Source organism: Ihubacter sp. rT4E-8, from assembly GCF_049852125.1.
In the GTDB taxonomy this organism is placed as follows: Bacteria; Bacillota; Clostridia; order Peptostreptococcales; family Anaerovoracaceae; genus Senimuribacter.
The window spans coordinates 1,198,528-1,224,757 of sequence record NZ_CP187532.1 but is presented as its reverse complement, the minus strand read 5'-3'; the positions used below and the strand labels follow the sequence as shown (position 1 = coordinate 1,224,757).

The following is a 26,230-nucleotide window of genomic DNA, read 5'->3' as shown; positions in this document are numbered from 1 at the left end:
GCTTGTGGATATTATAGCAATTTTCTTATAATGTTCTCTTTGATAATTTCAAAAACTTTATGACTTTTTTATAGAAAATGAAAAGATACCGCCTTTGATCTGCATATATAATGGTTCTAAAACTAAATCACAGGAGTACAGAAATGTTTTACTATATGATCATCATTGGTCTTATTTTCGGCTATATCAATGGCATGCATGACGGCGGCACGGTGGTCGCCACCACCATTTCCTCACGCCTGCTCGCTCCTTCCAAAGCAGTGTTTATCGCAGGCGTTGCCAACTTTCTGGGCGCTGTCGCTCTCGGTACAGCCGTAGCTTATACCATTTCAGAAAATATTATCGATATCCGACCCGTTCTCTCCGGTTCCAGGTCCCTTTGCTACGCCTTTGTTGCCGCCGCCTTTACCGGCAGCCTGCTCTGGAACGTGCTCACCTGGGTCCTGAAGCTTCCCTCCAGCGCTTCTCATTCCATGATCGGCGCGATGATCGGCAGCGGCATCTGTGCCTACGGACTTCCTTACATACAATGGAACTCTATCATGATCAAAGTGATCGCCGCCATGCTGCTGTCTCCTGTTCTGGGATTCGCGGCTGGCTACCTGTTCCTGCGCCTTCTTGGCTGGCTTCTTCGAAACGGTACCATCGTCTGGAACAGGCGCATCCAGCTGCTCCATAAAGCCAGCAGCTTCTTTCTGGCTTTCTGCTACGGCAGCAACGACGCACAGAAGGTAATGGGGCTTATCGCCATCGGCCTTGCCGCTTTCCATCATACAGATGTGACAATTCCCCTTTGGCTCATTCTATCCGCCTCCTGCGCCCTCGCTGTCGGCACCATGACCGGCGGCTACAATATGATCAAAACCGTAGGCATGGATATCTGCAAAATCGACATACAGAATTCCTTTGCCTCTCAGCTGTCTACGATCTTCGTCGTCATGCTCGCCAACGTCACCGGACTTCCCATCAGCGCAACGCAGGTAGTAACCTCCTCCGTGATGGGCGTAGGCGCCAGCAATACGCCTAAGGCAGTCAACTGGACCGTCACAAAAAAAATTCTGCTGGCATGGCTGATCACCATCCCGGTTTCCGCTCTGATCGGCGGTCTCATATGCTGGCTTTTTCAACTTATATAAAGAAACGAAAGGAGAAGCACCATGGCTAAAAAAAGCTTTTTTAAAAAACAGGAACAGCCCAACTTCTACTACATGCTTTCACGTCAATGTGAAATCACATCCAGAAGTATTTCCCTGCTCTTAAAATACATTGATACCCAGGAAGAAGACCTGGCGGAGCAGATTGAACACTGTGAAAAGGACGCTGATAAGGTTCGCAGAAGTCTTATCGACTACGTCGAAAACTCCTTTATCACACCTTTAGACCGCCACGACATCTTCGCCCTGTCCCGCTCCATCGACGACATTACAGATAAGATCAAGGATCTAAAGGATTTTCTCGTCTTCTTCCAATACCAGCCGACGGATAAAAATCTGGAAATCATCCAGCTGATCGACGCGTCTATCTACAATCTGACCTGCGCCATGAACGAATGGGCACACGACCGGATCGAACACTTCTGGGACGATCTGGTCAAGGCGAAGAAGAACGAAAATCAGGTAAAGCGCCTGTACTGGGAAGGCATCGCGGATCTGGAATTTCAGGAAATCACCCTGAAAGATGTAATTATGCAGCGAGAATTCGCCAAAGACCTCAATAAGCTGGCCAACAAAATCGGAAAAGCCGCTGACCGGATCAGCGACATCAAGATCAAATCTATAAAATAAAAAACGTTTTCCTACTCAAAGTAAAACACCGGGCGCTATACAAAAATACCGCCCGGCGTTTATTATAATCCAGCTTGCTCTTTTAGCAAATAGAGCCGTACTGCCGCTGAAAGCTCCGCATAAAACTCAGCTTCTGTCTTCGATTCCAAACCTGTCATTTCCTTAACCTTAGAAAGCCTGTAACGGATCGTATTGGGATGGCAGGCACAGTCGTAGGCTGTCGCGTTCAAATCTCCTTTATTATGCACGAAAGTCAGACAAGTATGAAGGAATTCTTCCTTATCTAACAACGGAGTCATCAGATCGTCTGCAAATTGCTGCATGGCAAAATTCCCTGATAATGGAATGAGGTATCGGAACATGCCAATTTGATGATAACCCTCATATGGCCTGCCGTCAATAACGCTAGCCGCGTAAGTATGCCAACCTTCACGAAGACAAAGATCCAGCTGATCATAGGACCGGTGAACATTACTGCGACATACCCACACCTTTTCTTCATCAATAGACAGGCTTTCCATGGCTTCGTTCAGGATAACTTCAAACTTCTCCGGTTGCGAAAAAGCGCTGGTCAGAATTATGAACAATCCTTTTCGATAACGACAAAGTATACACTTGTTTTTCAATCCTTTATTCAAATAAAAGCTGCGTAAAATACGGCGTACGTCTAATTTCTCACCGTCTGGCGGCGGACTCACATAAACCGCCATAGCATATTCTTTAAAAAAAAGAGAAATACTTTTACTGATACTGGTTACTTCTTCTTTGGGTAATTGGTATTCTATCATCTTCAAGATATTCTGTTCTGCCAAAATAAGAGTATCCTCCTGCTGTACCGCATCCATAATCTCATAGATGATATTCTCAAAATACACATTTTGACCGAACGCAAATATTGGAAAATTTTTGTCGTTAGAAAATTTAACTACCTCCTGCGGAAGCTGTCCATAAATAATATCCTTATATGCAAAAGCTGACGTTCCCATTTCATAGAGCTTTCGTACAGCCTCCATGATTTTTTTCTCATCATTCTTCGCGAATAGTAGACTGGAGATAATAAAACTATCTTTATCAAAAGGCATGTCGTTATCATATTCAATTTCCGAAGCAAATTCGTAGTCCGCGATGCCAGCAGAACACACGGCTCTCTCCAAACCCCTCTCCCCGGAAACCAGCTTCATCCCCTGCAAACTCTGCAGCTGCAGGATATCCTTTACCTTCAGCGCCATATACGCCTCCTTCTTTTCCTGCTATCCATCCACTTTAAAAAGCCAGGTGCGGCTCAAAATCCATACCTGGCTTTATTATACTACAAAAGTGATTAAAGTTCTCTAAGAAATTCTGTAAATTTTTCAAGTCCTTCTCTCAACGTTTTAGAATCATACGCGTATCCGATTCTCACTGCTCCTTCCATCTCAAAGCACTCACCTGGTGTGAAAAGAACTCCCTTCTCCTTGATCAATCTAACGCACAGATCATAAGACGGAATATCCTTATCATAATAAACCAGCGCCGTAGTGCCTGCCACAGGTTTCAAATATCTAACCTCTGGTGTTTCCTGTACCCACTGATCCAGAATCGCGCGGTTTTTATTTAAAATAGCACGATTTCTGGCAAATATTTTTTCCTTGTTAGCGAGCGCCAGCGCTGCTAATTTGTCATCGATAACACCGCAGCTGATGGTATCATAATCTCTGCGCTCGTGACACTGATGCAGTACCTCCTCACTCTTTGTTGCAATCCAACCCATACGTACTCCTGCCATAGAGAAAACCTTAGACATACTTCCAACGGAAATACCCTTATCATAAAGATCCACGATAGATTCCATGTATCTTTCATCCTCCGCAATCCCTCTGTAAACCTCATCACAAAGTACATACGCGTCTACACTCTTAGCAATCTCAATGATCTCCTTCATTTGATCTACAGGAATCCATGAGCCTGTCGGATTGTTCGGGTTGTTGATCGTAATCATCTTCGTATTTTCATCAACCAGAGAACGCAGAACTTCCAGATTTGGAAGATAATCGTCCTCCAAGGTCAACTGCAAAATGCGCACGTCCGCGCCAATGGATTCTGGAATAGAGTAATGCTGCTGATAAGTCGGCATTACCGAAACCATATTATCTTCAGGGCCGATCAGTGTTGTGATAATCTGATTATTAGCGCCAATAGCTCCATGCGTAGGAATAACCTGCGTCGGCTTCAAATCCTGATACAAATTTGCAACCCCTTCCAGGTACTCCGGCGAACCAAAGATGTGGCCATAAGATAAACGAGTTTCAGCCAATTCTGTCATATAGCCTGTTACATCCTTTCCACATAACTCCAGCAGCTCTTTAATCGTAATAGAATCTACACAGGTTTCACCCAGATTATAGACGGCGTCGTCTTCATATTCGTTCATCCATCTCTCTACTTTAAATGTTTTAATCTTCATACTGATTATCTTCCTTTCCTTATAAATTTACTGTTTCTCCCAAATCTAACTCGCTGGCTTTTTTCAGCGCTAATTTCGCAGTTAACAAATCCAAAAGAGCCGTACCGGTTGCATCAAAAACTGTAATCTGCTCATCGTTCTGTCTGCCTGCTGTCTGTCCTGTCAAAATCTCACCAATCTCCCCAGCGATATCCTCTTTCCGTAAGATGCCTTGCTTTATTGGAAGTTCAATCTCACCCACGTTGATACACTGTGGCGTATCATCTGTAAACACTCTGGCGTCTGCAAATATCTGAGGATCAATTTCTTCTTTACCGCTCATATCGCTTCCAATGCAGCTAAAATGCGTTCCCGGCTTTACCCACTCCTTCATAATGATCGGTTCATGAGAAGGCGTGACCGTAATGATAATATCACTGTTTGCGGTATCTGCGGCCAGATCCTTTACTGCCTGGAATGCTACCTGTCCTGAATCTATATGAAAGCTATCCCGCAAAACCTGAGGCATAGATGTTGCAAAACGTTCTGCATTTTCCTGACTTAAGCCATCATAAACTCTGATATTTTCCAACTCCGTAAAGAGTGTCAGCATGGCCGCAATCTGAAAGGTTGCTACATGCCCCGCGCCCACTACAAGCAAATTTTTCGCGTCTGGTCGTGCCAGCAGCTTCGCTCCGATTGCACCCGCTGCGCCGGTTCTGATACCTGTAATATGACTGCCGTCCAGAATTCCCTGCGGAGCACCGGTTTTAGCATCCATAACCAGAATTGTGCCAATCAACGCCGGCAATTCTTTCTTTGTATTTTCTCCAAACCAGGACACTACTTTCAAACCGAAAATGTCACTGCCCTTTAGCCATCCGGATTTAATATCCATATCGGCAACACCAGGTTCGAATTCATGAAATACTAATGGAAATACAGTGGTATCCCCCTGTGCTTTCAATCGATAAACTTCTTCTACCGTGCTGATAACCTCCGGCATCTGCAGAACCTGCTCTGTTACTTCTCTGCTTAAAACTTTCAACTGAAACATTGCGTCTATCCTCTCCTTTTCTTTTGTATCATCAGTATAGCATCATCTCTCATTTTTTTTTTTGTAGAATATCATAAAATCGTCTAGTATTTTATGTTTTTTTAAAAATTCTTTTTTATTCTTGACATATGTTCAAAACTGCCGTATACTATTATTAACATATGTCAAGAAAGGAGATGTCGTAATGGCAAGACCTCGTAAAAACCGTATCGTAAGCGCTTTACCCGGCAGTGAGGGCTTTGTTCCTCTGGGATGCAAGCAGGGTCAATGCTGCGGACAGGTCATCATGACCGTGGAAGAATATGAAACGCTCCGCCTCATTGATTATCTGAAATTAACTCAGGAAGAATGCGCCGCACGCATGGAAGTATCCCGTCCTACGATTACTGGTATCTACGAAGCCGCACGCTTCAAGGTCGCTGATGCTCTGGTTAATGAAAAGCAGCTTCTCATCGAAGGCGGAAGTTACGACTTCTCTCATGAGCATAAAAAAACAGCATCTATTGAAAAGGAGAACACAAATATGAAAATTGCAGTCACTTATGACAATGGGCAGATTTTCCAGCATTTTGGACATTGTCAAAATTTCAAAGTTTATTCGGTAGAAGATGGAAAAATTATTTCCTCTGAAGTAGTTAACGCTGCAGGCAGCGGACACGGTGCCCTTGCCGGTTTTCTGCAGAATTTAGGAGCTGAAATGCTTATCTGCGGCGGTATCGGCGGCGGTGCGCAAACAGCTCTGGCGCAAATCGGCATCCGTCTCTTTGCCGGCGTCTCCGGCGACGCAGACGCTGCTGTAGAGTCTTTGCTTGCCGGAACACTTCAATATAATGAAAGCGCCACTTGCGATCATCATGGTCACGGAGAGGGTCATTCCTGCCACCATCATGAAGAAGGTCACAGCTGCGGCAACGGCAAATGCCACGAATAATTTTATTGTGCAAAAGAAGCCGCGAATCACCTCATTATGATTCGCGACTTTTTTTAGTTTATATTTCAATGCAGCGCCATTCAGTTAATTTTACGCTCTGACGCTATTTCCACTTCATCTGACAGCCAATTGTAATAGTAAACGCTGTCTGTCAATACTTCGCTTTTCTGAACAATCTCCCGGTTGGCAGTTCTTACAGCCTGTCCCAGTATCCTCAGGTTGCATTCACTGGCCGGCATGAGAAATACTTCATGAATCGACGCAGGCAAAATATATAGATCGTCTTCCAGAAAATCTGCCATTTTTCTCAAACCATCTTCGTAAAGAATGCTTGCCGCTCCCAATCGATTATACTGATTACTCATACAATAAAAAGCATCTTCAATTTTCCGTATACTCAAAGGCATTAGCTTCGGCGTATTCTCTGCTGCTATCGTATACAGTTCATCTTCAGTCATCTGAAGTTCCTCCATAATATCATTAGAAATAATCGCACTGTTAAAGCCTCCCTGTCCGTCTTCCGTCATCAATCGATAAATTATCATCATATCCAAATATAACCTGTATGGTACGATCTCTGCAAGCTCCTGATTTATCGACGCGCCAACCAAACTATAAACAATTTGCGGAGGTTCTTCCTCTAACTGCCTCTCCAGATTCACTTCGTCTAAATAATTCATACCACGCAAATACACTTTAGCAGCACAACACAACACCTGCTCCATGCTCTGACATTTCAAATAATATGCATATAGATCTGCAAAATACAGTGTAGGCGCAGCGCCGCAACCTTCTGGCGGCATAATACTCAGTGCGTCCAAAAATCCATTAACTTTGGGCACATATTCCGTTTGCACCCGATAATTTTTGAACTGTTCAGGCAGATAGTGCAGCATTTCTGTTTCCAGGACGGCTTTAAAATCTTCATAATTCTTCATCTTCTCTCCTTTTCATATTCCCGATAAATATATGAAAAGACTGCTCCTCGTGCAGCAAACACGTAAAGCAGTCCTTGTTAAAAATTTTGTGATATTTTTCTCAATTATTTTTATCTGTAGTCATTGATATCGCCATAAAAGAAAGATTTCCTATCTATAGCGCGCATTGTAGCCAGTATACCATCCAAATGATCATATTCATGTTGAATCAGTTCTGCGAGATCACCAGATAACTGCATTTTCTTTCTTTTCCACTCCATATCAAAGTATTCAATCTCACACTCATGATATCGTTCAACCTTAACTAACAGGCCCGGAAAGGACATGCAGTCATCCATAACGATCATTTTTTCATCGCCGGGAAAGTGTAATACTGGATTAATAAATACTACCGGCTTGTCAACATACATGTATAACAATCTTTTCTGAACACCGATCTGAGGCGCTGCAATGGCGCGGCCCGCACCATATACCCTTTTATACTCCATCATCGTATCGTGCAGGTCGTGAACAACTTCTTCGATTTCTTTAATGTTCTCTTTATTATATTCTGTACAGACTACGTAAAGCTGTGGATTTCCAAGCTTCAGAATATCCTTTATCATGATATCACCTCTTTCTTTGTTCTGTGCAGCAACATTCACATAACGCAGTTTATTATCCATATTATACTATAAGCGCTGCGTCATTTCAATAGATCCCACACATACGGCTTGCCTCCACCTGCAAGCCTTTATACTGTACTGTAACCACAACATGGGATAGCTGTATGTCATCCTCCACAATGCTCACATTGACCTCCAGTTCTGTCTTATCACCTCCATGCACCACCAAGTTCATTTGTACCATTTTTTTTGCTATTACATGCGCTTTTTGGTCTGCATCGGCGTTTTGCGCAATAATACCCTGATCACCCAGACTGATAACGACTGCCGCCGCTGCCTCGTCAGCAGCCGTCTGCAGCATTTGTTGATGCCAGACAGCTGTATTCAACTGACGCTGCCAGCCCATAGAAGTGAAGATGAAGATCACAGCGCTCATCGTAATAATCAAATTCTTCATTCTGACCTCCCTGGATATGTACTGACAGCATACTGATTTAGTTCATAATCAAAGGAATTATTTTCTTGATCAATATTCCAAAACCCCGGCATCAGAATAACCCGCGAAACAGGCGCTTTAACGTGATAGCTAATGAGTTCTCCCCGATGCAGAGGATGACCTGTTCCATTGACCTGTACCTGATCAGCTTTGCAGTGCAAAATCTTTCCTAGTTCATTTTGCAGCCATACTTTTTCTTTTTCTGAAACGCACCCCTCCTCCCGAATCATTTCCCGAAAACAATTCACCGCCTGATCTGCTGCCATAAGGCGATTATATATCGTCTGACTCTGTGTAAACTGCAAAATAATCACAAGCAGCACCATTATACAAGCCATAGCCGTAATCAAATTTTTCATATTCCGTTACCGCTCCTGATACATTCTTTCTATGGACTTCTCAAACCACTTGCCTGACGCACTTTTCAAACTATCCTTATCGCCTGCGATCATAGAGAAAAGAATACAGGCCAATAAAATTGTTCCCACAATTATGATTAAATCCTTCATCTCTATTCTCCAATCGTCATAGAATCGATACTCTCTATTCCATTCTCAACTAAATTCTGCGCCGCTCCCTGCAGCGATGTGTCACTGTCGCCCAGAACCATGGTGTTGACAATGATTACTCCCAGCAGGATTGTTCCGATAATGATAATAAGATTTTTCATGTTTTCACCTCTCACTCTAATTTCAAAATGCCCTGCCCAACAGGCGCATGGCATCCATAAATACAACTACAACAGTAAAATTTAATAGGATCGCGAAAACGGTAGCTGTTGCAGCTACCGTAGTAATCAGGCTCCTCTGTTCCGCTCTCCGCATGCCCCTGGTTACCCTTTCGGCTGCAAATGTTTCCTCAAACGCCGTCATCTGACTGATCAATTCCGCCGGATCAAGTTTATCAATTCTCGATAGGATGAAAGAAAAATGCTTTGCTGCCTTCACCGGTACCTTTTCATAAAGAATATCGAAAGCATCGTCACCTCCTCCATTCCGGTAAAGTGACAACATATCAGCATAAACATTGCTCAGCGGCCGACTGCATTCCATCAACTGCTCCAGGATAAAATCGCAGGACATAGGCTGTCCCTGATGCACAATGGACAGATTTTTCAATACTATGCAGCTGTTAAAGATTTCACGCTCTAGCCTATCCCTCTGCAGCTTTTTCCAGAAAGCTTCTAGCCTCTTTCCGCCTTTCTCTGTTGCCGTGAGACGTATCAGCGGCATATGTCTGCCATAGCCTGCAAGGCGGAGTAAACGAAATCGCAAGGTCGTACGTATTTTCATAACGTTTCCTCCTTATTATTTCTATTCATATATCCATTTTCTCCCTGGAGAAAAAAACACTAATCAGAACTCCTATTCCATACAGCATAAGCATGATTATCAACCATTTCAGTCCCAGCGCCGTTCCCAACTGATAATACAGAAACTTTGCCAGTGTAAAGTCAAAATAACGGCAGGCTCCGACTATAGAGAGCAGAAAACTAATTGGCGCCAGATATTTTAGTATCAATCGCGCCTCATTATTTTCTCTCTTTCCATACTCCACCACCTGGCGACTCTTTACAATCCCTGCCAACAGATCTTCCATAGCCGTATCTACTCTAATACCATACATATAGCTAAAGAAAATATTGACAGCCAAAACATTGCCCCAAGCCGTATCTAAAGAATAACGAAATACCGACAAAAGTCCTTCTACCTCCTCTTTGGTCACTGCTCGCTGCAGGCCCTTTGCCAATTGGAGAATTAGTCTGCGCACCTGAGGCGCTTCCTCCATCGATGCTGCAGTCACTTCAATAGCCTCTTTCATGTTGTAATCGTATATCTTATAGTTATTCAAAATTTCCTGCACTAAGATGTCTCCTTCTCTGGATCGCGCCACTCGCCTTCCGTATAACCTGGCCTGCAAGATACAATAGGGCATTGCAGCGGCAAAAGCGCCACAGATTATGGCCATAGCCGTGTCTTCCACCATAGCTGCAGCTACGGCCGCTCCAAAACCACAGATGCAGCTGATAATTTGCAGCTGCTCCGGCGTAGAAAAAAAGCGCTGTGCATCTGCGCCTTCTATCAGCAGCTTTAAATGCATACACCAGGAATTCCTCACTTTCAATTCCCTGTCGTCTGTCAATGCTTTCAAACTGCGTCTAATCGACAGTCTGTTCCGAATTATGCTGCAAAATCCGTCTAGAGATCCATACTGCCAAAGGGCTACGCCGCAAAAGTACATAATATAAATCAACATTGCCACATCCATGCTGTCTACCCCTTTCCGCATCCAGCATTATAATATGATGGATACACAACCCTATCTGTTTCCAGTTTACCGTTCTGGCTCAGCGCCATCAGCATCGTTGACATTTCTAAAATTTTATCTCTCTGTTCCGGATATTTTTTACATTTACAACCTCCCCCTTCCTCATTCCACAGCCACTTTCCTGCCGCAAAATCATAAACGCATACACGCCTGGCCATTACCTGATCCAAACTGCTGTCATAGGAATACTCAACAATGCCTTTCATGATTTTTCGCGATTTATCTTCCGGCATTTGCGTCAGCTCTATAGCATAATCAAAATTCTTATATACCTGCGCGATCAACGCCTTACTGTCGCCTCCGTATACTTCTCTTATCTTAGACGCCATCTTATAAGGTACATTGATACCATCCTGATCGTGGACAGTCGCTTTACTGCGTACAGTTCCTGTAGAAGTAATGTCCAGAGCAAGCCGAAAGGCTGCGGCATCTCTCATTTCCTCCAGGAGGATATAATCATTGTCTCCACGCAGCAAGGATTTCGTTATAGAGGATAATTTTTCTCCGTCAGCAACCAATTGCATGATAGGCGCTTCCGGCATAATTTTATGCCACGGCGTCTCAGGATCTGTCGCAATAGCTAATCCCTCCAACGTACTGTCCTCGTATCTCTGCCAAATTTGCAAAAAGGTTGTCTTACCGGAACGCACCTGACCTGTAAACAATACGTTGAAGCCGATATCAATCATCTTAAGAAACAGGGGAATCGCCTCAACCGGTATCGTGCCTTTCTTCGCCAAATGCTGAAAAGTCAAATTTTGAAAGATATACTTTCGGAATACCATAATGTCCTGATCCTCCTTGGTGCGATCACCGGAATATATTGTAATACGAATGCCGTTATGAAGATAGACTTCGTGAAATCCATACTCTAGCCGCTCATAAGGCGTCGCCAGAAGCAGGGTTCGCTTCAACTGTTCTCTGCGCCGTTTGTCAATCCTCTGCGGTTGCAGCTGTGACTTGCCGTCGATAAGACAATAAAGTCTGTCTCCGATTAGCTTTGCTGAGGATGAAAATTGATATTTTTCATCCATGTCATATGCCCATGGAGCCAGTCCGGCCAAACCGTACAATTCAGCAAAGATTCCTTCAAAGAGATTAGGATACCACGGAGGATGCCATTCCTCTGATAATTTCCTTTCCAATAAAATCTCCCTGATCCTTTCTTTATAATATGTCATTTCTTCTTCCGCGCCCATAATCGCCTTTTTTTCCTTTTCCAGCTTTCTGTTCTTTGCTGCGTCGTCCGTCTCATTCCACTCCTTGTCAAACTCCGATGCAACGATGCGGCAAACTCTCTGAAAGCGATCCATCTCACTACCCGGATGTTCTTCCTGTTTCAACGCTTTACTCATATAAGCCTCTAAACAAAATTCTTTTTCCGCTTCCATAAGTTTTTCTCCTCCTTCGGTTCAAAACATTCGACAACACGTGCTACTGCTTTTTCAAACTTATGAAATCTGCTGAGAGTTCTGCCCTCCATTTCCGCCTGCCATCCATACTCCACATAAGGGATACAATAACTATTCTCTGCCTGACACAACGTCAAAATCTCACTCCTGCGGAAAAGGGAAGGATCCTTCTGATACTTATTGATAATCAATTCTCCCCTTAAACCTAACGGAGCTAATACATTCTTCTGCAGCTGCAAATACCGCTGTATTGCTTTGTTCTGCTGTGTGATAACAAAAAACCTGTGCCGGCATAAATTTAAAGCAGATATAGTCAAACCTAAATTCGCGTCATGTCCGCCGTCCACGACTATATATTCAAACTGATCTTCCAATGGATCCAACAAAATCTGAAAAGTATTTTCCGGGAAATACTTAGCGGTCAAAGTATTTTTTACTGCTGGCAACACCCACATGCCTTTACTTTCCTCTACGGTCTGCAGCAAATCCTCACGATTGACTCTTCCGCTGATTACTCCCGCTTTCAAATCATCTAATGAATGATTCCCGCTGAGATGTAAAAACTCTCCTCCAAATTTTCCACTGCCGCAAACTAACAAAACTCGACGTCCCCGCTGAACCAGACATTCTCCCACAGCCTGTGCAATCATAGTCGTTCCAACCTGACTGTCTCCACCAAAAAAACCGATAACTTTTTTCATATATTCCTTCTTTCCGTCAGCTGTAAATGATAACCAACTTTTCGCCGTCTCGTGCCAGTGCAGAAAGCTCTGATGCCTGCTGTCTGCTGACAATCACTTCCACACAGCGGTTCTCTAAATTAACCGTCGAGGTCAATGCAGATGTAACGAATCTTTCTCCATCATAAAAGTATACGCGGTCACCCTTTGATAAAGATTCTGGCAATGAGGCCAACCAGTCAGACGGTATGCCTAAAACATATCTGTCTCTTTTTTCATCCGCCGTCATTCCCTCAGGTTGGAAATACTCCCGGAAAAGCAGCGCGTCTTTATGTATGAAAAAAGCTGCCTCACGGCCAATTACCGTCTGCAGCTCCTTCGCTTTGATACAGTCGTCATCACTGATATCCATATTCTTTTTTTCTAACATGCCTTCTGTAATAACGGTGCCTTTCTCCACACTCTGCCGCAAAATTAGAACCTCATCATAGAGAAAACGGTTTTTCCCCCATTTTTCCCAAGTAAACAAAGCTCCTACGCTGACCAATATCAGCAAAATACCAATAAATTTCTTTCCTTTGTCCAATCGCTGCTCCTTTCTGTTTTCTTTTAGAAACGGCAAAAGAGATCGCATAAACGATCTCTTTTTCATATACTTCCATTTTTACCTATTACTACTTTATCACACTTCACATTCTCACGCAAGTGCCAGTTTTAAAACATGGCTAATTTTTTTGCAACGATGTATAAAAACCGCTGCTTCCAATATTTCCACATCTTTCCCGGATATGTACTACTGGAGGTTCTCAGAATAATATTGCTCAAAATGCGTGAACGGTATTCTTCAGGAACAACATCTAATGCCTCTCGGATAGCGCTAGTTCGTTGCTTCAGTGCATCTAATTCCGCCTTTTCCGTTTGATTACAGGCAGAATCCCCGCCGTAGCAAAAACCACAATCACTGACACTATTTGTATTTTCAGAATCCAAAGCAACCTGCAAGTCCTCAATACGCTGCTCCATCCTGTACAGGTCTCTTACGGCCCAAATACATTGGAAATACACGGCATCCGGCAAAACAAACTGTTTATAGCGTTTCTGCTGCCACTCTCTCGACATGATCTCCCCCTTTCCGAAACCTCTACATACTTTTTAGCATATTTTACAGGATTTGTCAAGGAGTAAATGTAAATTGTCTTGATAGTAGATCGCTCAATTGTTTTCATTGAAAGATTCTATATATTCTTATCTCCCATAGAAGCTAAACATATTCCAAAAATAGTTAGACCCACTCCAATAACGGTATACCATCCAAAAGGGTCTCCTGCGAACAGACAACCTGAAAGTACACCGACCGCTGTTACCGAATTAGCGACTAAGTTCGTTCCTATGGCTGTAGGAAGCTTACCAAGAACAAAATTGAAAATCAGGTAGCTCAAGCAAGAACAGCAGATGCCAAGAAACAATACGCCTGCCAACACCCGGAAATCCGTAAAGCAGAGAACGTAACCACGTACCCCATTTCCCATAGCAAAGCTGACCATATTGAAAAAAATCGCTCCCATAGCGGAAATAGTAAAGGTCACCTCTATAGCATCAAATTCCGCCGCCGCTTTGCTGCTGGAATAAGTATACAGCGCTCCGCTGATAATAGCGCCCAACAGAAACAGGTAACCCATGCCCTTTCCTCCCAGAGAAAACCCTGGTGAAAACGCTACGCAAACAACAACTCCCAAAAATGCTATACATATTGCTAATATCGTACGCTTGCTGTTTTTCTTATGAAGAAACAGTGCGCCGATCACCAGCACCATCAAAGGAATTGTGGCTATGAAGATAGAAGATTCCGATGTCGTCGTATGCTTAACGCCCAATGTTTCAAAGATAGAATAAATGCATGGCTGCAAAATGCCTACCAGTAAAACGCCTTTGACGTTCTTACCCTTATAGTTGACCTTTACTACTCTGAAAACAATCAATACCAGAAATAGCAAGGTAGATACGGTCCACCGCATCGCTAACAACTCCATCACTTCCAGATGATCCAGGGTTACTGATGTTCCCAGAAAAGATAATCCCCACATAACGGCACAAATGGGAATCAGCGCATAAATAAACCATTTCTGTTCTGTAATTTTTCCTCTCATATTCGATATCAAAGCCTCTGTTTTCTCCTAGATTTCTCCTTCCAACACCCGCAAAACATCCCCAAAGATACCATAAGCAGTCTGTTCAATCTCCGGCTCATGTTCAATGACAGACAGCTTCCCCATTAAATCCGTGGTGATCGATACTACCGAAGTCGTGCTGTCTATCGCAGACAGCATATCACCTTTGTCTACCTCCACAGGCTTAACGCAAGCGCTGACATTGCCGTCCGGCTGCAGGCTGCCTTCGCAAAGCAGCTTGATAACCTTCCCTCGGTCTGCCGCATCTTTAATATCCTGTGCCGTAATATTTCCAATCCCTTTGCGCTCTACCTGATCCGGTGTCAAATGTGCGTGCATCAGTACGTTAAGCAGGGCGGTCACCTTTGCTGCAGCGTCATAGCCGTCGATATCCATGGAGGGATCTGCTTCAATGAATCCCAGCTTCTTTCCTGCCGCCAGAATATCCTCATAATCCTTTCCTGCCGCTAATTCCTCCAGAATATAATTTGTTGTGCTGTTAAGGATGCCGGACACCTTCGTAATCCTGCACAGCTTCAGAGTGTGCTCTACCAGATTAAATACAGGCGTTCCATCCATAACTGTAGTCTCGTAAAAAAACATACATCCTTTTTCCGCCGCCAAAGCAGACAATTCATCAAACGCCCAAGCGATAGGTCCTTTATTAGCGCTGATCACATGTTTTCCTCGGCTAAAGGCCATCCTTATGTGATCTATCGCCGGCTGTCCCGAAAAGATATTCAGCGGAGTCAATTCACAAACGGCGTCATACTCAGCTTCTGCCAGAACGTCAAAGGCCTCTTTTCTGCATAAACCCGGTGTATTGTCGGCAAAATGTCCGTGAACCTCCAGGTCATCACACACCTTATCAATATCGATGCCGGACGCATCTACAATCGTACCTTTTGAACGAGTTACAATCGCTGTGACCCTTACGCCCCTCCCGTAGAGACGTCTTATTTCATCCTCTTTGTCGGACAATAGTCTCGCAAAGGCCTGCCCTGCGTTGCCAAAACCTAAAATTACCAATCTCAAATCATTCATGTCAATGTCCTCCGAATTGATCATCCTCATGAAGCAACGCATGTATTCGCTGATTCAGCATATCCAGCGCCACCACATTAAAACCGCCTTCAGGGACAATAACATCGGCATTCTTTTTGCTGGGCTCCACGAATTGCTCATGCATCAATTTCACGGTAGTCAAATATTGCGTTACCACTGATTCCAATGTCCGCCCCCGCTCCTGCACATCGCGCAGAATACGACGGATAATTCGTACGTCGGCATCAGTATCCACAAACACCTTAATGTCGAATAGTTCTAAAAGCTCCCTGTTTTCAAAGATCAAAATACCCTCTACCACTACTACCTTCGCGGGGCGCACCGTAATCGTCTCCGCCACCCGGTTGTGTATAGTAAAGTCATAAACCGGCCTTTCTACCGTCTTCCATTGCTTCAGCTCTCTAATATGCTCGATCATCAGATCTGTATCAAAAGCATCTGGATGATCATAATTCAGACGGCACCGCTCATCATACGTCATATCGTCGTGCGCCTTGTAATAAAAATCATGGCTCAGCATGGTGATTTCATCGCTGAACTGCTTCTTAATATTTTTTATCAGAGTACTCTTTCCAGAACCCGTTCCCCCTGCAATTCCTATTACAATTACGTTGCTTTTCATCAATGTATTTCTCCGTTAACGGTCTTCCTCAGTGACTACAGAACCCAGCACCAAAGTAGCCTTTGCCAGTTCCTGAACAATATTATTGATACGCACCAGCTTTTCTTCTGACACGTTCCGACCCATCGCCAAATCCGTATTATAAAGGATATTCTCAATATCTCTGTGGATAGAAGAAATCTGTTGCCGAACATCCTGAATTTCCTCATCCTTTAATCCTTCCTCCTCAGCTTCCTGGTAATTGATCAGCCGGGCAGTATTCATATCCAGTTCGAATTCGGAATTTCCTAAAACAACCACAGGATCATATCCTAACTTTTCCTCAATCAGTTTACCGAAATCCGTTTTTGAATCCTCCTCGCCATGAACCAGAAAGACCTGTTTTGGTTTTTGTCGAAATCCAGCTAACCATGTGAATAAGCCGTTTTGATCCGCGTGTCCCGAGAACCCTTCCAGATTATAAATTTCCGCGTTGACATGCACAGCTTCACCAAACAAAGTAATATCCTTAACACCCTCAACAAGCAGTTTTCCCAAAGTTCCCTCTGCCTGATATCCCACAAAGATCACACTGGATCGCGCGTCCCACAGATTATGCTTCAGATGATGGCGTATGCGACCCGCTTCACACATACCGCTGGCAGAAATGATGACCTTCGGCGTTTTGTCCAGATTTAAAGCCTGTGATTCTGCTGTAGATCTGGTAAATCTTAGATTTTTAAAGTCCAGAGGATTATCGCCCTTCAAAATGTACTCTCGCGTCTCAGCGTCAAAAACCTGAGCGTTCTTCCTGAATACCTCTGTAGCCGTAGTCGCCATAGGACTGTCTACATAGACCATCAGGTTTTCCAATTCTTGCTTATATTCACTGTGTTCTTCATAGAACTTATTGAACTCAAAGATCAATTCCTGCGTACGTCCGACAGCAAATGAAGGAATCACAACCGTCCCGCCTCGTTTCGTAGTTTTCAAAACGATCTCCAATAATGACTGAATACTGGTAGCATTCGCCGGATGGTTTCGATTTCCATAAGTGGTTTCCATAATGACGTAGTCCGCCTTTTTAATGATAGTCGGATCTCGTAAAATCGGCCGATTCATCATACCCAGATCGCCGGAGAAAACAATTTTAGACTCCTTGTCGTCCTCCTTAACCCATAATTCTGTAATAGCCGAACCCAAAATATGACCCGCGTCGTTAAATACGATTTTCATATCGTCGTTGATTTGAATCTGCTGATCGTAGAGAATCGGCTCTACATACTCTAACGCTTTTACCGCATCATCATATGTATAAAGAGGTTCTACCGGCGGTTTTCCTGCCCGCTCAGCCTTGCGGCTTTTCCATTCCGCATCCTTTTCATGGATAAATCCGCTATCCTTCAACATGACTTCAAGGAGATCCGCGGTTGCGTCCGTGCAGTAAATTTTCCCGGTAAATCCTCTCTTAACCAGCAACGGCAATCTTCCGCAATGATCGATATGGGCATGACTTAAAATCACACACTCCACTTCAGACGGTTCGAAAGGAAACGGTTCCCAATTCAACGTCTCCTGTGCTTTGCCACCCTGAAACTGCCCACAGTCCAACAACACCTTATGATTTTCAGTAGTAAGTAAATGACACGAGCCGGTTACGCCGGATGACGCGCCACAAAATTTAATCTTCATACTTCCCCTCCAAATCTACACTTTCATACTCCAAAGATCGGCTTCTCCAGTAGAAACGACTGCGGCTCCTGCCTCTAGCGCCGCTCTCACCTCATCCATCGTCTCTATGATACCGCCCGCAATGATCGGCATATCCACTTTGCTGGAAAATTCTCTGATTTTCTTCGTTGCAATGCCGGGCATAATCTCAATAATGTCGGGTTTTGATATCTTAATCGATTCTACTGAAGTTCCCACAGAATGTGAATCAACAATGAAAAAACGCTGTACCGTGATCAATCCGCACTCCTTGGCGGTGCGCACAATATTCGTTCGCGTAGTAAGTATTCCATCCACGCCCTGCTTTGCCAGATACTCTAATCCATACCGGTCCTTTCCGATTCCTTCAGAAAAATCAATATGAATAAAGGCTTTTTTACCGACACCGTGAATTTCCTTCACGCACTGGGTTACTGTCATAATATTGGAATGGAGTAAAAAAACCATATCCACATCAGAACGCAGCGCCGTACTGAAATCCCGCTCCGTTCTAATTGCCGCGGCAATAGGCTGATTCATGAAATCTATAACCATATATATCTCCTCTTCTCTCATGGTCACACTCCTGACTGCCATCCGCAGTCAACAGGTATCTTTTGCTAATTTCATTATAATACTTTCTCTTTCAGTTTACAAGCCAGTTGTCTGCGGTTCATATCATATATAAATAAAACGGCCGCAGAAACCAACCCAGGTCTATCCGCGGCCAACGAATCACATCAATCTCTACTTGTGCAATTCGTAATTCGTAACTGTTTCCATCGTATAACAATCCCCTTTTTCCTGTAGAACAAATCGATTGTCCTTATCGTAACGTACGATCCATCCCTGTCTGCCGTATCCGGCAAAAGCTGCACCCATATAACCGTAAGAATCCGTATATCCTACATACTTCCAACTGTAGTCCCCCTTCACGATCCACTTGTTCTTATCGCTGGTCTTACTAATCCTCACAATGTGCGGATCTTTATACTCTGTAATAAGAAAAGTCCTATCCCGTGTCTGTTGATAGGTGGTGCCTCTTGATACCTTATAGGTTTCCTTTCCCTGATCAGACATTTCCCTGACAATTTTCTTCAGAAGCAGCAAACTGATTTCTTCCCTCGACTTACCTTTAACTTTAGATTTCTCTACCTTGGCCACATATGGACATTGAGAAGGAGAGTCGTATCTGATTCTCGTACCAGACTCCATAATCTCCTTTCGCATTCCATCTTCATCAATCTCAATATAAGGTATCCCCTTTTCAACATAGACCCCATTCTGATCTTCTTCCAATTGCATATAACGAGTTAACATAATACTGAATCCCTCATATCCGTTATTATCATTGCGGGCGCACGGATAGATAACCTCATAAGTACATTTAAAATTATATGCCTTCTCTCCCTGATGCTGCAGCGTATCAAAGCACACAAAGTCTCGAACAAAAAAGCTGTTACCGGCCTGCCATTTTTTAATATCCCCCGGTCCATAACCTGCCGCAAACTCCTCAGACCATTCATCCTGCAAAATAGTTTCCGCTCCCCGCGCCATCTTAGATTCCCTGTCTTGCTGTTCCTTATCCTTTTCTAGAAGAAGTTTCTCTCGCTCTATGTCCTCCAAGCTGTCACCAGTGCCTGAAGAAACCAGAGAGATTCTATCAGTCATATCCGGACCGCCCGTAATTATCTCCAGCAAATTCAAAAAATAGTCTTCGGATACATTTTCTGCTTCCAAATAGACATTTACGTCATCGCCCCCTGCATCCGTAATATCTGCTATATACATGGCTCGTCCCGGATCTGAAGAAGCCCTGCCATCTCGGATTACCCAAACAAGACGTCCATTGACACTGGATTTACGCAGTCTCAAGTCAATGACCGATTCTGAATACAGCTTTTCCTCACCCAAAGGCCGTTGTCCTATATATTGAATCATCTTGACATATCCTCTATCCTGTTGTCTTCCCAATACATTTGATACAGCCGCCCTTCCATCAGGATATTGAGGTGTTTCCCAAGTCCACGCTTCATCATGAAGCTGAGTCTTTTCATACTTCTCATTTAAGGCATACCTGTATTTATGCTCTATATTTGCTGCATTCTCCGGTAAAACTGCCTGTGATCCTACTCCTTCTCCTTTTGGTTCTAATTTACGATACCCTTTTTCATCCACAGCCTCATAGGGTTCAAAAGGCGACAACATACCACTGCTTACAGGCTCGTTAAAAAGCACTTCATCTCCACCTCTGGTCATACCTCGATCCGATCCTTCAGGTAAATTGTGTATTGTTACTACAGCTACCAAGATTCCTGCAAAAACTACAAGTCCCACAAAAGCCAATATCTTTTTCTTCTTCTCACCCATTTCTCTCATCACACTAACCTCTTATTTCTTTAATACTACACCCTCTGCTAACTGAATCATTTCTTCTCGTGAAAGTTGTCCCGAAATATCCAGCGTATATTCGCCAATCTGCCACATAAGTATGCTTCTACCTCCCCCATGGAACAGATAACCCTGGTATCCCCGGATAGAAATATTCTCTCGCTTCAAGCTTTTGTCATCAATGGACATATTATGATCCTCACTTTGCTGTACTGTAAAATATAAATATTTCCCATCCTCATTAAGATATGTTATCTCCCTGGCAAGCTCATTAACTGTCTCATCGATAACGCTATAACCGTCAGGTACATAGCTCAACGCAAAGTCCGGCAATTCTTCACCGCGTCCCAATCCAAGATAAGTCAAAATTCTGTGTCCGTTTTCTTCCTCCTGAAAATAATTAAACGTATTCTCCTTTGATCCCTCCGAAATGACTATCATTCCCTGAATCAAAACAAGAATTGCCACTAACGCCAGCGCTCTTTTTACAGTCCTCTTTTGTTTCGCTGTCCTTTTTCGAGGTATCTTTTTCTCCGATGACTCTACAAAGAAAGGCGGATCTTCCATCATATCGTCTTCTAGCGCTTCCAGATAAAGGTTCTCACTCTCGCATAGTTCCACCGAGTATGCCCTCAGCATTTCCTCTGCGATACATTCAACCTTTTGCTCCTTATTAATCATCTCGCTCCACCTCCTTTTCCAACAAAATCACTTGCAGCTTCTTTACCGCCCTTTCCAGCCTCTTCCTCACCGCGTCCTCACTCTTTCCTACAGCAACGGCCACCTCCCTGTGACTATAACCCATTCCTATCTTCAAACGTATAATATCTCTGTCGATACTATCAAGAGATTCAATCAATTCACCCATCTCCAGGCTAAATCCATATCGATCCTCATAGGATTGCATGTCCACCTGATCCATGGTCAGCTGACGCATAGAAAAGGGATCCGTAGGTAATTCCTTGCTTTGATGTTTTTGATGATACAGATTTATCGCAGCATGCTTTACCGCTGTACATAAATACGATCGAAAAAAGTTTTCCGGCATCTGCGTGCGTTCCTGATGCCGTGAAACAATAGACAGAAGCACGGTCTGCATCACATCCTCTGCTTCATTCCAATCCCGCAAAACTTCATAAGCCAGTTTTCTCATCAGTTTGCCATACTTCTGCAAAATATCTTCTACAAGTTTATCTCTCTCGTCTCTCACTTCACATGGTCTCCTTACAAATCCTGATCAGCCTATTTTTTAATTATACCATTCTTCTATTAATATAACAAAGCTTCCCTTTGTTTTGTGACACGACCACACAAAAAAGTCATCTTAATTTATTTGTCAAAGAAACCTCAGCTATATACAAATACGGTTAAAGGCTGAATTTTGGGCGAAAAAAACAGGAAGTATTGTTTTCAGATACTTCCCACTTATTTATACTCTGCAATTGCCGCGTCAAATTGTGCGGCAATCGATTTATTTGTCTCCGTGAAAGTCCGATCCTTCTGTAATATGCAGATGATATTTCCCTGCCAAAATAACCAGCTTCAAGCTTTCATCTTCAGATGCCGACGGATGATAACATTCCAGACCGCCAAGTCCGCATTTCTTTAAATCGCGAACAATAGCATCCAGCGCCTGCCAAAACGCATCCGTGTCTCTCGGTGGCAAATCCTTCGTCTTCATGGGATGCGCTAATACCGCGATACCGCCTGCGCTTTTGATTACCTCAATAGCTTTACTTGATGGCATCATCTCACGCTTTACACCATCAAGCAGAGACCACACGTCAGCAATATCATACCCTTTCGCCGCCAGGGCACGCACAAAATCAGGCTTTCCAACGTATGTTTGCTCCGGCCGCTGAAACAGATCAGCTTTCGACAGAGCATAGCCCAAGTTATTGAGATATGCCAGCAATTTCTCATTGCGCGCGTTTCTCTGTTCTCTAGCCCAGCAAAGTGTGTCTGTCAAGGCTTTGTTCTCCGTGTCGATGTAATATCCCAGGATATGCAGTTCTAAGGCTTTTCCGTCCAGGTCATATGCCGTGCCCAGCTCTACGCCTGGAATTACTTTGATCTCCAAAGCCTCTCCCGCTATCTCAGCCTCCTTGATGCCATCCACACCGTCATGGTCTGTGATCGCAATCATATCGTATTCACGATCTTTATACCTTCTGACAACAGCCGTAGGCTTCATCGTACCATCAGAATACCAGGTATGAATATGATAATCCGACTTATAATTCATCGCAGCCTCCATACAGCAGCTCCTTTGATACTGCAGCCGCCGCTTCCTTTCCCTTCAAATATTCAATGACAGACAGCGCAAAATCCATTGCTGTACCCGGCCCTTTTGAGGTAATCACATTACCGCTGACCACCACATTGCCTTCGCCGTGTTCAGCTCCCAGCAATTCGTCCTCCATGCCTGTATAAATCGTTGCCCGGTGCTTCGCTAAAATTCCGGCCTTTGCCAGCACCATCGGCGCTGCGCAAATCGCTGCCACCGGCTTTCCCGCGGTATAGAACCGCCGCAATTCTTCATTCAGCGAACGGTGATTGCAGAGGTTGACTGTTCCCGGCATCCCTCCAGGTAATACCAGCATAGCACATCTCTCATAATCTCCCTGATCAAAAAGAATATCAGCCTCTACACCGATGCCATGCGCTCCGTAAACCAGCCGTTCCTCCATAATAGAAACCGTCTTGACCTGTAGTTCGGCCCTTCTCAGCAGATCTACCACAGTCAGAGCTTCAATTTCTTCAAAGCCATTGGCTAAAAAAACGTATACCATTTCTTTTTCCCCCTCTATATCGCTTCAGTAAAATATCCTCGACGGCTTGGTCATCAGGTAATTTACATAACAGACAACCGCCAGTATCGCTAAGCCCAGGATAGATGAAAAAATCACATAAGTTTTAAAAAACGGATCTCCCAATACCATCGCCAGCGTGCTGTCCTTTGCCAAATCGATACCGACGACATGAGAATACAGCCATAGCCGATACTTTTTGATATTCCAGCAAATACCATGAGCGATCAGGAGGAGCAGTCCAACAACAAGACCCACTCGGCTCCGGTTATGAAGCGCTTCTCTAAATCCACTTCTATGAAGATAAATATAAATCGCGAAAGTAACAGCCAAATACAGAACTCCCATGGCCAGCTCAATATTAAGAGCATTTTTCACCTTTTTCATAACTTTTTGCTCCGCTTGTTCAAAGACGGGATCCTGATAAGCGCCATTTTCTTCATAAACCTGAAAGGCCTCCTTACTGAAAGACGACCAGTAAGAAGCAATGCCTTCAGCCATTTGACTGCTGGTTACATTATACGGAATCTCGTCAATAACCTGACTATCATTAAAATGATAGGTATAGACGGCCGACACTCTTAATACTAAGTTGGAGCTCAAGACAAAGATCATCAAAGGTAAAGTAATCATCAAAATGATGGAACAAAAATAGTTGAACTTATGCATAACTTACTCCTATTCCGTTAGTGAAGCGGGATAGACCGCATCGGCCTATCCCTTCCATCTTCTACTTAAGCTATGTAACTACTTTATGATCTCGCACACTGCATCCGGTCCGCATCCTGCCGCGTTACCTTCGTCAGTATCCAGATGAACTTCTCTTTCGTGTTTTGCACCGGCTCTTACCAGTACGTTATCAAAGACCAGTCCTCTTTCTCCGCCAATCTTGATGCTAACCCAGTCTCCATCCTTCACACCGGCTTCTTCAGCCTGCGCGTCATTTAAATGAACATGTCTCAGAGCCGCGATTACACCGTGATCCAACTCCACCTCGCCGCAAGGGCCTACCAGTTTGCATCCCGGCGTGCCGTCCAGCTTGCCGGACTCTCTCACCGGCGCTTTGATACCGATAGTTCTGGCATCTGTCAGAGCCAGTTCAACCTGTGTTTCCTTACGAACAGGGCCCAATACTCTGATACCTGACAGTGTCTTTTTAGGACCTACGATATCTACCTTTTCTTCGGAAGCAAACTGTCCCGGCTGTACCAGAGGCTTCGTCGGCGTCAGCTCGTGGCCTTTTCCAAACAGAATGTCCAGATGCTCCTGGCTCAAATGTACGTGTTTGTTGGACAAGCCAATTTTTACTTCATAACCCATAACTAATATATCTCCTTTGCATAAAAAATTATTATAAACAATTTGAATCTATACTATCCTTCCAAATAACTAATATATGGAAGATTCCTGTATTTCTGATCAAAGTCCAGACCATAACCGATGATAAACAAATCTTCAACAGTAAACCCTATGTAGTCGCCTGTCACGTCAGCCTGTCTCCTGGATGGCTTATCTAAAAGCGTGCAAATTTTCAAAGACTTGGGATTCTTTGACAGAAAGTATTCTTTTAAGTACTTCAGAGTATTTCCCGTATCGATAATATCCTCGATAATGATCACATTCTTACCTGTAATATCAATTTCGATATCCTTCTTAATTTTTACGCTGCCTGAGCTGATGGTACCGCTGCCATAGCTGGAAGCCGAAATAAAATCAATTTGAATATCTAAAGCAATGTTTTTCATCAGATCGGCCATAAACATAACCGCTCCTTTGAGTGTGCCGATAAGAATCACTTCTTCACCTGCATAATCTCTGGATATTTCTTTGCCCAGTTCCTTTGTTCTCTGCCATATCTGCTCCTGCGTCAACAGAACAGTTCCTACTGCTTCCTGATTTGCCATAACTACTCCTTTTTCTCGCTATCATCTTCTACATCAAATTCTACACCCTCGACAATGGTCTTGTCACGAAATTTTTTCGAAAGATCTTCTGCTTTTTCTCCCATCCAATAACGATCCAACTCGTCCTTCAGATGCCAAAGAATAAAGATCCATAGTACTAAATCATCGATAAAGCCGAACGGAAACAGTATCGGAGGTATCAAATCCACTGGCAAAACCAAATAGATTATGCCAAAGATAACCAACGCCTTTTTTCTCAACGGAACTGTCTTATCCTTTAGAAGGCTTGTAATGGCCGCAATCCTTTTCATGATAACCCTGAAACTTATAAATTGCATTTAAACCTCCAGAATATCCTCAATCTCCGAAAGAAGCTGTTCATAACCAGTTTTTTTCAAAGCAGAAACCGGTATTATCTTATCATCCGCTGTGAGCTGCAGAGTTTTTCTTATGACAGACATGTTTTTCTGCGCCTCATTGCGTGATACCTTGTCCGCCTTTGTTGCAACGACTATACCGTCAAGGCCATAATGACGCAGATACTCGTACATCTGAACATCCTGCGCCGTCGGCTTATGACGAATATCCACAAGCTGGATGACCTTCTTCAGTCCTTCCCGGTTTTGCAGATATTGTTCCATCATATCGCCCCAATTATCTGTCACAGACCTGGACACCTTGGCGTATCCGTACCCTGGCAAATCAACAATTCGAAAGGTATCGTTGACCAGATAAAAGTTAATAGTTCTGGTCTTTCCCGGACTACCGCTGACTCTCGCCAGCTTCTTTCTCCCTGTCAAAAGATTTAGCAGGGAGGACTTTCCCACGTTGGATCTACCTGCAAAGGCAATCTCCGCCATGGTGTCAGCCGGATACTGTGACGGTTTAACCGCCACAGTATCAAGCTGAGATTTTAAAATTTTCATAT

General features: G+C 43.8%; 33 protein-coding genes. 3 read left to right on the top strand and 30 right to left on the bottom strand.

The features are described 5' to 3' along the window. Positions 1 to 143 precede the first annotated feature (143 nt). Positions 144 to 1,136: an anion permease gene (locus ACPW7J_RS06100; RefSeq protein ID WP_425757216.1), complete on the top strand. Its 993-nt coding sequence runs from the start codon at positions 144 to 146 to the stop codon at positions 1,134 to 1,136. Positions 1,137 to 1,157: 21 nt separating this feature from the next. Then, a complete protein-coding gene (locus tag ACPW7J_RS06095; RefSeq protein WP_425757214.1) occupies positions 1,158 to 1,784 on the top strand; it encodes a DUF47 domain-containing protein in 627 nt (208 codons plus the stop codon). A 62-nt stretch (positions 1,785 to 1,846) separates the two neighbouring features. On the opposite strand, the gene ACPW7J_RS06090 is transcribed toward ACPW7J_RS06095, so the two are convergent. The 3 genes from ACPW7J_RS06090 to ACPW7J_RS06080 form a co-directional block, all read right to left on the bottom strand. Continuing rightward, on the bottom strand, positions 1,847 to 3,013 hold the full coding sequence (locus ACPW7J_RS06090; RefSeq protein ID WP_425757212.1) for a PucR family transcriptional regulator: 1,167 nt from the start codon (positions 3,011 to 3,013) through the stop codon (positions 1,847 to 1,849). Positions 3,014 to 3,105: 92 nt separating this feature from the next. Continuing rightward, positions 3,106 to 4,227 carry an aminotransferase gene (locus ACPW7J_RS06085; protein ID WP_425757210.1) on the bottom strand — a complete coding sequence of 374 codons (1,122 nt, stop codon included), beginning with the start codon at positions 4,225 to 4,227 and terminating at the stop codon, positions 3,106 to 3,108. Positions 4,228 to 4,246: 19 nt separating this feature from the next. Next, a complete protein-coding gene (locus ACPW7J_RS06080) occupies positions 4,247 to 5,263 on the bottom strand; it encodes an ornithine cyclodeaminase family protein (RefSeq protein WP_425757208.1) in 1,017 nt (338 codons plus the stop codon). A 184-nt stretch (positions 5,264 to 5,447) separates the two neighbouring features. Between ACPW7J_RS06080 and ACPW7J_RS06075 the strand changes: the two genes are divergently transcribed. After that, a complete protein-coding gene (locus ACPW7J_RS06075; RefSeq protein ID WP_425757207.1) occupies positions 5,448 to 6,194 on the top strand; it encodes a DUF134 domain-containing protein in 747 nt (248 codons plus the stop codon). 80 nt (positions 6,195 to 6,274) lie between these two features. On the opposite strand, the gene ACPW7J_RS06070 is transcribed toward ACPW7J_RS06075, so the two are convergent. The 27 genes from ACPW7J_RS06070 to yihA form a co-directional block, all read right to left on the bottom strand. Beyond that, positions 6,275 to 7,132 (bottom strand): DUF5688 family protein, encoded by an 858-nt coding sequence (locus ACPW7J_RS06070; RefSeq protein ID WP_425757205.1) that lies wholly within the window; start codon positions 7,130 to 7,132, stop codon positions 6,275 to 6,277. A gap of 110 nt (positions 7,133 to 7,242) precedes the next feature. Beyond that, positions 7,243 to 7,737 (bottom strand): peptide deformylase, encoded by a 495-nt coding sequence (locus ACPW7J_RS06065; RefSeq protein WP_161874413.1) that lies wholly within the window; start codon positions 7,735 to 7,737, stop codon positions 7,243 to 7,245. 85 nt (positions 7,738 to 7,822) lie between these two features. After that, complete coding sequence (locus ACPW7J_RS06060; RefSeq protein ID WP_425757203.1) at positions 7,823 to 8,194, bottom strand: hypothetical protein; 372 nt, start codon at positions 8,192 to 8,194, stop codon at positions 7,823 to 7,825. Continuing rightward, positions 8,191 to 8,592, bottom strand: a complete 402-nt coding sequence (locus tag ACPW7J_RS06055; protein WP_425757201.1) for a hypothetical protein — start codon at positions 8,590 to 8,592, stop codon at positions 8,191 to 8,193. The genes ACPW7J_RS06060 and ACPW7J_RS06055 overlap by 4 nt, the downstream gene beginning before the upstream one ends. 6 nt (positions 8,593 to 8,598) lie before the next feature. Beyond that, positions 8,599 to 8,742, bottom strand: a complete 144-nt coding sequence (locus tag ACPW7J_RS06050) for a hypothetical protein (RefSeq protein ID WP_161874416.1) — start codon at positions 8,740 to 8,742, stop codon at positions 8,599 to 8,601. A 2-nt stretch (positions 8,743 to 8,744) separates the two neighbouring features. Continuing rightward, on the bottom strand, positions 8,745 to 8,903 hold the full coding sequence (locus tag ACPW7J_RS06045; protein ID WP_161874417.1) for a hypothetical protein: 159 nt from the start codon (positions 8,901 to 8,903) through the stop codon (positions 8,745 to 8,747). Between the two features lie 22 nt (positions 8,904 to 8,925). Then, positions 8,926 to 9,525 (bottom strand): hypothetical protein, encoded by a 600-nt coding sequence (locus ACPW7J_RS06040; RefSeq protein WP_161874418.1) that lies wholly within the window; start codon positions 9,523 to 9,525, stop codon positions 8,926 to 8,928. A gap of 25 nt (positions 9,526 to 9,550) precedes the next feature. Beyond that, positions 9,551 to 10,501, bottom strand: a complete 951-nt coding sequence (locus ACPW7J_RS06035; protein ID WP_425757198.1) for a hypothetical protein — start codon at positions 10,499 to 10,501, stop codon at positions 9,551 to 9,553. A 5-nt stretch (positions 10,502 to 10,506) separates the two neighbouring features. Continuing rightward, on the bottom strand, positions 10,507 to 11,952 hold the full coding sequence (locus tag ACPW7J_RS06030; protein ID WP_425757197.1) for an ATPase, T2SS/T4P/T4SS family: 1,446 nt from the start codon (positions 11,950 to 11,952) through the stop codon (positions 10,507 to 10,509). Next, a complete protein-coding gene (locus tag ACPW7J_RS06025; RefSeq protein WP_425757195.1) occupies positions 11,925 to 12,674 on the bottom strand; it encodes a hypothetical protein in 750 nt (249 codons plus the stop codon). The genes ACPW7J_RS06030 and ACPW7J_RS06025 overlap by 28 nt, the downstream gene beginning before the upstream one ends. Positions 12,675 to 12,690: 16 nt before the next feature. Continuing rightward, positions 12,691 to 13,305 (bottom strand): hypothetical protein, encoded by a 615-nt coding sequence (locus tag ACPW7J_RS06020; protein ID WP_425757193.1) that lies wholly within the window; start codon positions 13,303 to 13,305, stop codon positions 12,691 to 12,693. A gap of 62 nt (positions 13,306 to 13,367) precedes the next feature. Then, positions 13,368 to 13,772 (bottom strand): hypothetical protein, encoded by a 405-nt coding sequence (locus tag ACPW7J_RS06015; protein WP_161874423.1) that lies wholly within the window; start codon positions 13,770 to 13,772, stop codon positions 13,368 to 13,370. Positions 13,773 to 13,888: 116 nt separating this feature from the next. Then, positions 13,889 to 14,812, bottom strand: coding sequence for a DMT family transporter (locus tag ACPW7J_RS06010; protein ID WP_161874424.1), 924 nt, complete (start codon positions 14,810 to 14,812; stop codon positions 13,889 to 13,891). Positions 14,813 to 14,827: 15 nt separating this feature from the next. Continuing rightward, a complete protein-coding gene (locus ACPW7J_RS06005; protein WP_425757191.1) occupies positions 14,828 to 15,865 on the bottom strand; it encodes a homoserine dehydrogenase in 1,038 nt (345 codons plus the stop codon). 1 nt (position 15,866) lies between these two features. After that, on the bottom strand, positions 15,867 to 16,508 hold the full coding sequence (udk, locus tag ACPW7J_RS06000) for a uridine kinase (RefSeq protein WP_161874426.1): 642 nt from the start codon (positions 16,506 to 16,508) through the stop codon (positions 15,867 to 15,869). Between the two features lie 15 nt (positions 16,509 to 16,523). Then, positions 16,524 to 18,179, bottom strand: coding sequence for an MBL fold metallo-hydrolase (locus ACPW7J_RS05995; protein WP_161874427.1), 1,656 nt, complete (start codon positions 18,177 to 18,179; stop codon positions 16,524 to 16,526). A 15-nt stretch (positions 18,180 to 18,194) separates the two neighbouring features. Then, positions 18,195 to 18,773 carry a glycerol-3-phosphate responsive antiterminator gene (locus ACPW7J_RS05990; RefSeq protein ID WP_161874428.1) on the bottom strand — a complete coding sequence of 193 codons (579 nt, stop codon included), beginning with the start codon at positions 18,771 to 18,773 and terminating at the stop codon, positions 18,195 to 18,197. 171 nt (positions 18,774 to 18,944) lie between these two features. After that, positions 18,945 to 20,576, bottom strand: a complete 1,632-nt coding sequence (locus ACPW7J_RS05985; protein ID WP_425757188.1) for a hypothetical protein — start codon at positions 20,574 to 20,576, stop codon at positions 18,945 to 18,947. A gap of 12 nt (positions 20,577 to 20,588) precedes the next feature. Beyond that, complete coding sequence (locus tag ACPW7J_RS05980; RefSeq protein WP_424959503.1) at positions 20,589 to 21,269, bottom strand: DUF4367 domain-containing protein; 681 nt, start codon at positions 21,267 to 21,269, stop codon at positions 20,589 to 20,591. Continuing rightward, entirely contained in the window at positions 21,262 to 21,798 is a 537-nt protein-coding gene (locus ACPW7J_RS05975) for an RNA polymerase sigma factor (RefSeq protein WP_424959502.1), read from the bottom strand. The genes ACPW7J_RS05980 and ACPW7J_RS05975 overlap by 8 nt, the downstream gene beginning before the upstream one ends. 261 nt (positions 21,799 to 22,059) lie before the next feature. Next, positions 22,060 to 22,833, bottom strand: coding sequence for a PHP domain-containing protein (locus ACPW7J_RS05970; RefSeq protein WP_424959501.1), 774 nt, complete (start codon positions 22,831 to 22,833; stop codon positions 22,060 to 22,062). Continuing rightward, positions 22,823 to 23,380, bottom strand: coding sequence for a DJ-1 family glyoxalase III (locus ACPW7J_RS05965; protein ID WP_424959500.1), 558 nt, complete (start codon positions 23,378 to 23,380; stop codon positions 22,823 to 22,825). Before ACPW7J_RS05965 ends, ACPW7J_RS05970 begins: the two co-directional genes overlap by 11 nt. Before the next feature lie 24 nt (positions 23,381 to 23,404). Beyond that, the gene (locus tag ACPW7J_RS05960) at positions 23,405 to 24,067 is read right to left on the bottom strand and encodes a DUF1461 domain-containing protein (RefSeq protein WP_161874434.1); all 663 of its coding nucleotides are present in this window, start codon (positions 24,065 to 24,067) and stop codon (positions 23,405 to 23,407) included. A gap of 78 nt (positions 24,068 to 24,145) precedes the next feature. Continuing rightward, positions 24,146 to 24,718 (bottom strand): phosphate propanoyltransferase, encoded by a 573-nt coding sequence (locus tag ACPW7J_RS05955; protein ID WP_161874435.1) that lies wholly within the window; start codon positions 24,716 to 24,718, stop codon positions 24,146 to 24,148. Positions 24,719 to 24,771: 53 nt separating this feature from the next. Next, the gene (gene hpt, locus ACPW7J_RS05950; protein WP_424959499.1) at positions 24,772 to 25,302 is read right to left on the bottom strand and encodes a hypoxanthine phosphoribosyltransferase; all 531 of its coding nucleotides are present in this window, start codon (positions 25,300 to 25,302) and stop codon (positions 24,772 to 24,774) included. A gap of 2 nt (positions 25,303 to 25,304) precedes the next feature. Further along, positions 25,305 to 25,640, bottom strand: a complete 336-nt coding sequence (locus tag ACPW7J_RS05945; protein ID WP_161874437.1) for a DUF1232 domain-containing protein — start codon at positions 25,638 to 25,640, stop codon at positions 25,305 to 25,307. Continuing rightward, complete coding sequence (gene yihA, locus ACPW7J_RS05940) at positions 25,641 to 26,228, bottom strand: ribosome biogenesis GTP-binding protein YihA/YsxC (RefSeq protein ID WP_424959498.1); 588 nt, start codon at positions 26,226 to 26,228, stop codon at positions 25,641 to 25,643. Between the last annotated feature and the right edge of the window lie 2 nt (positions 26,229 to 26,230).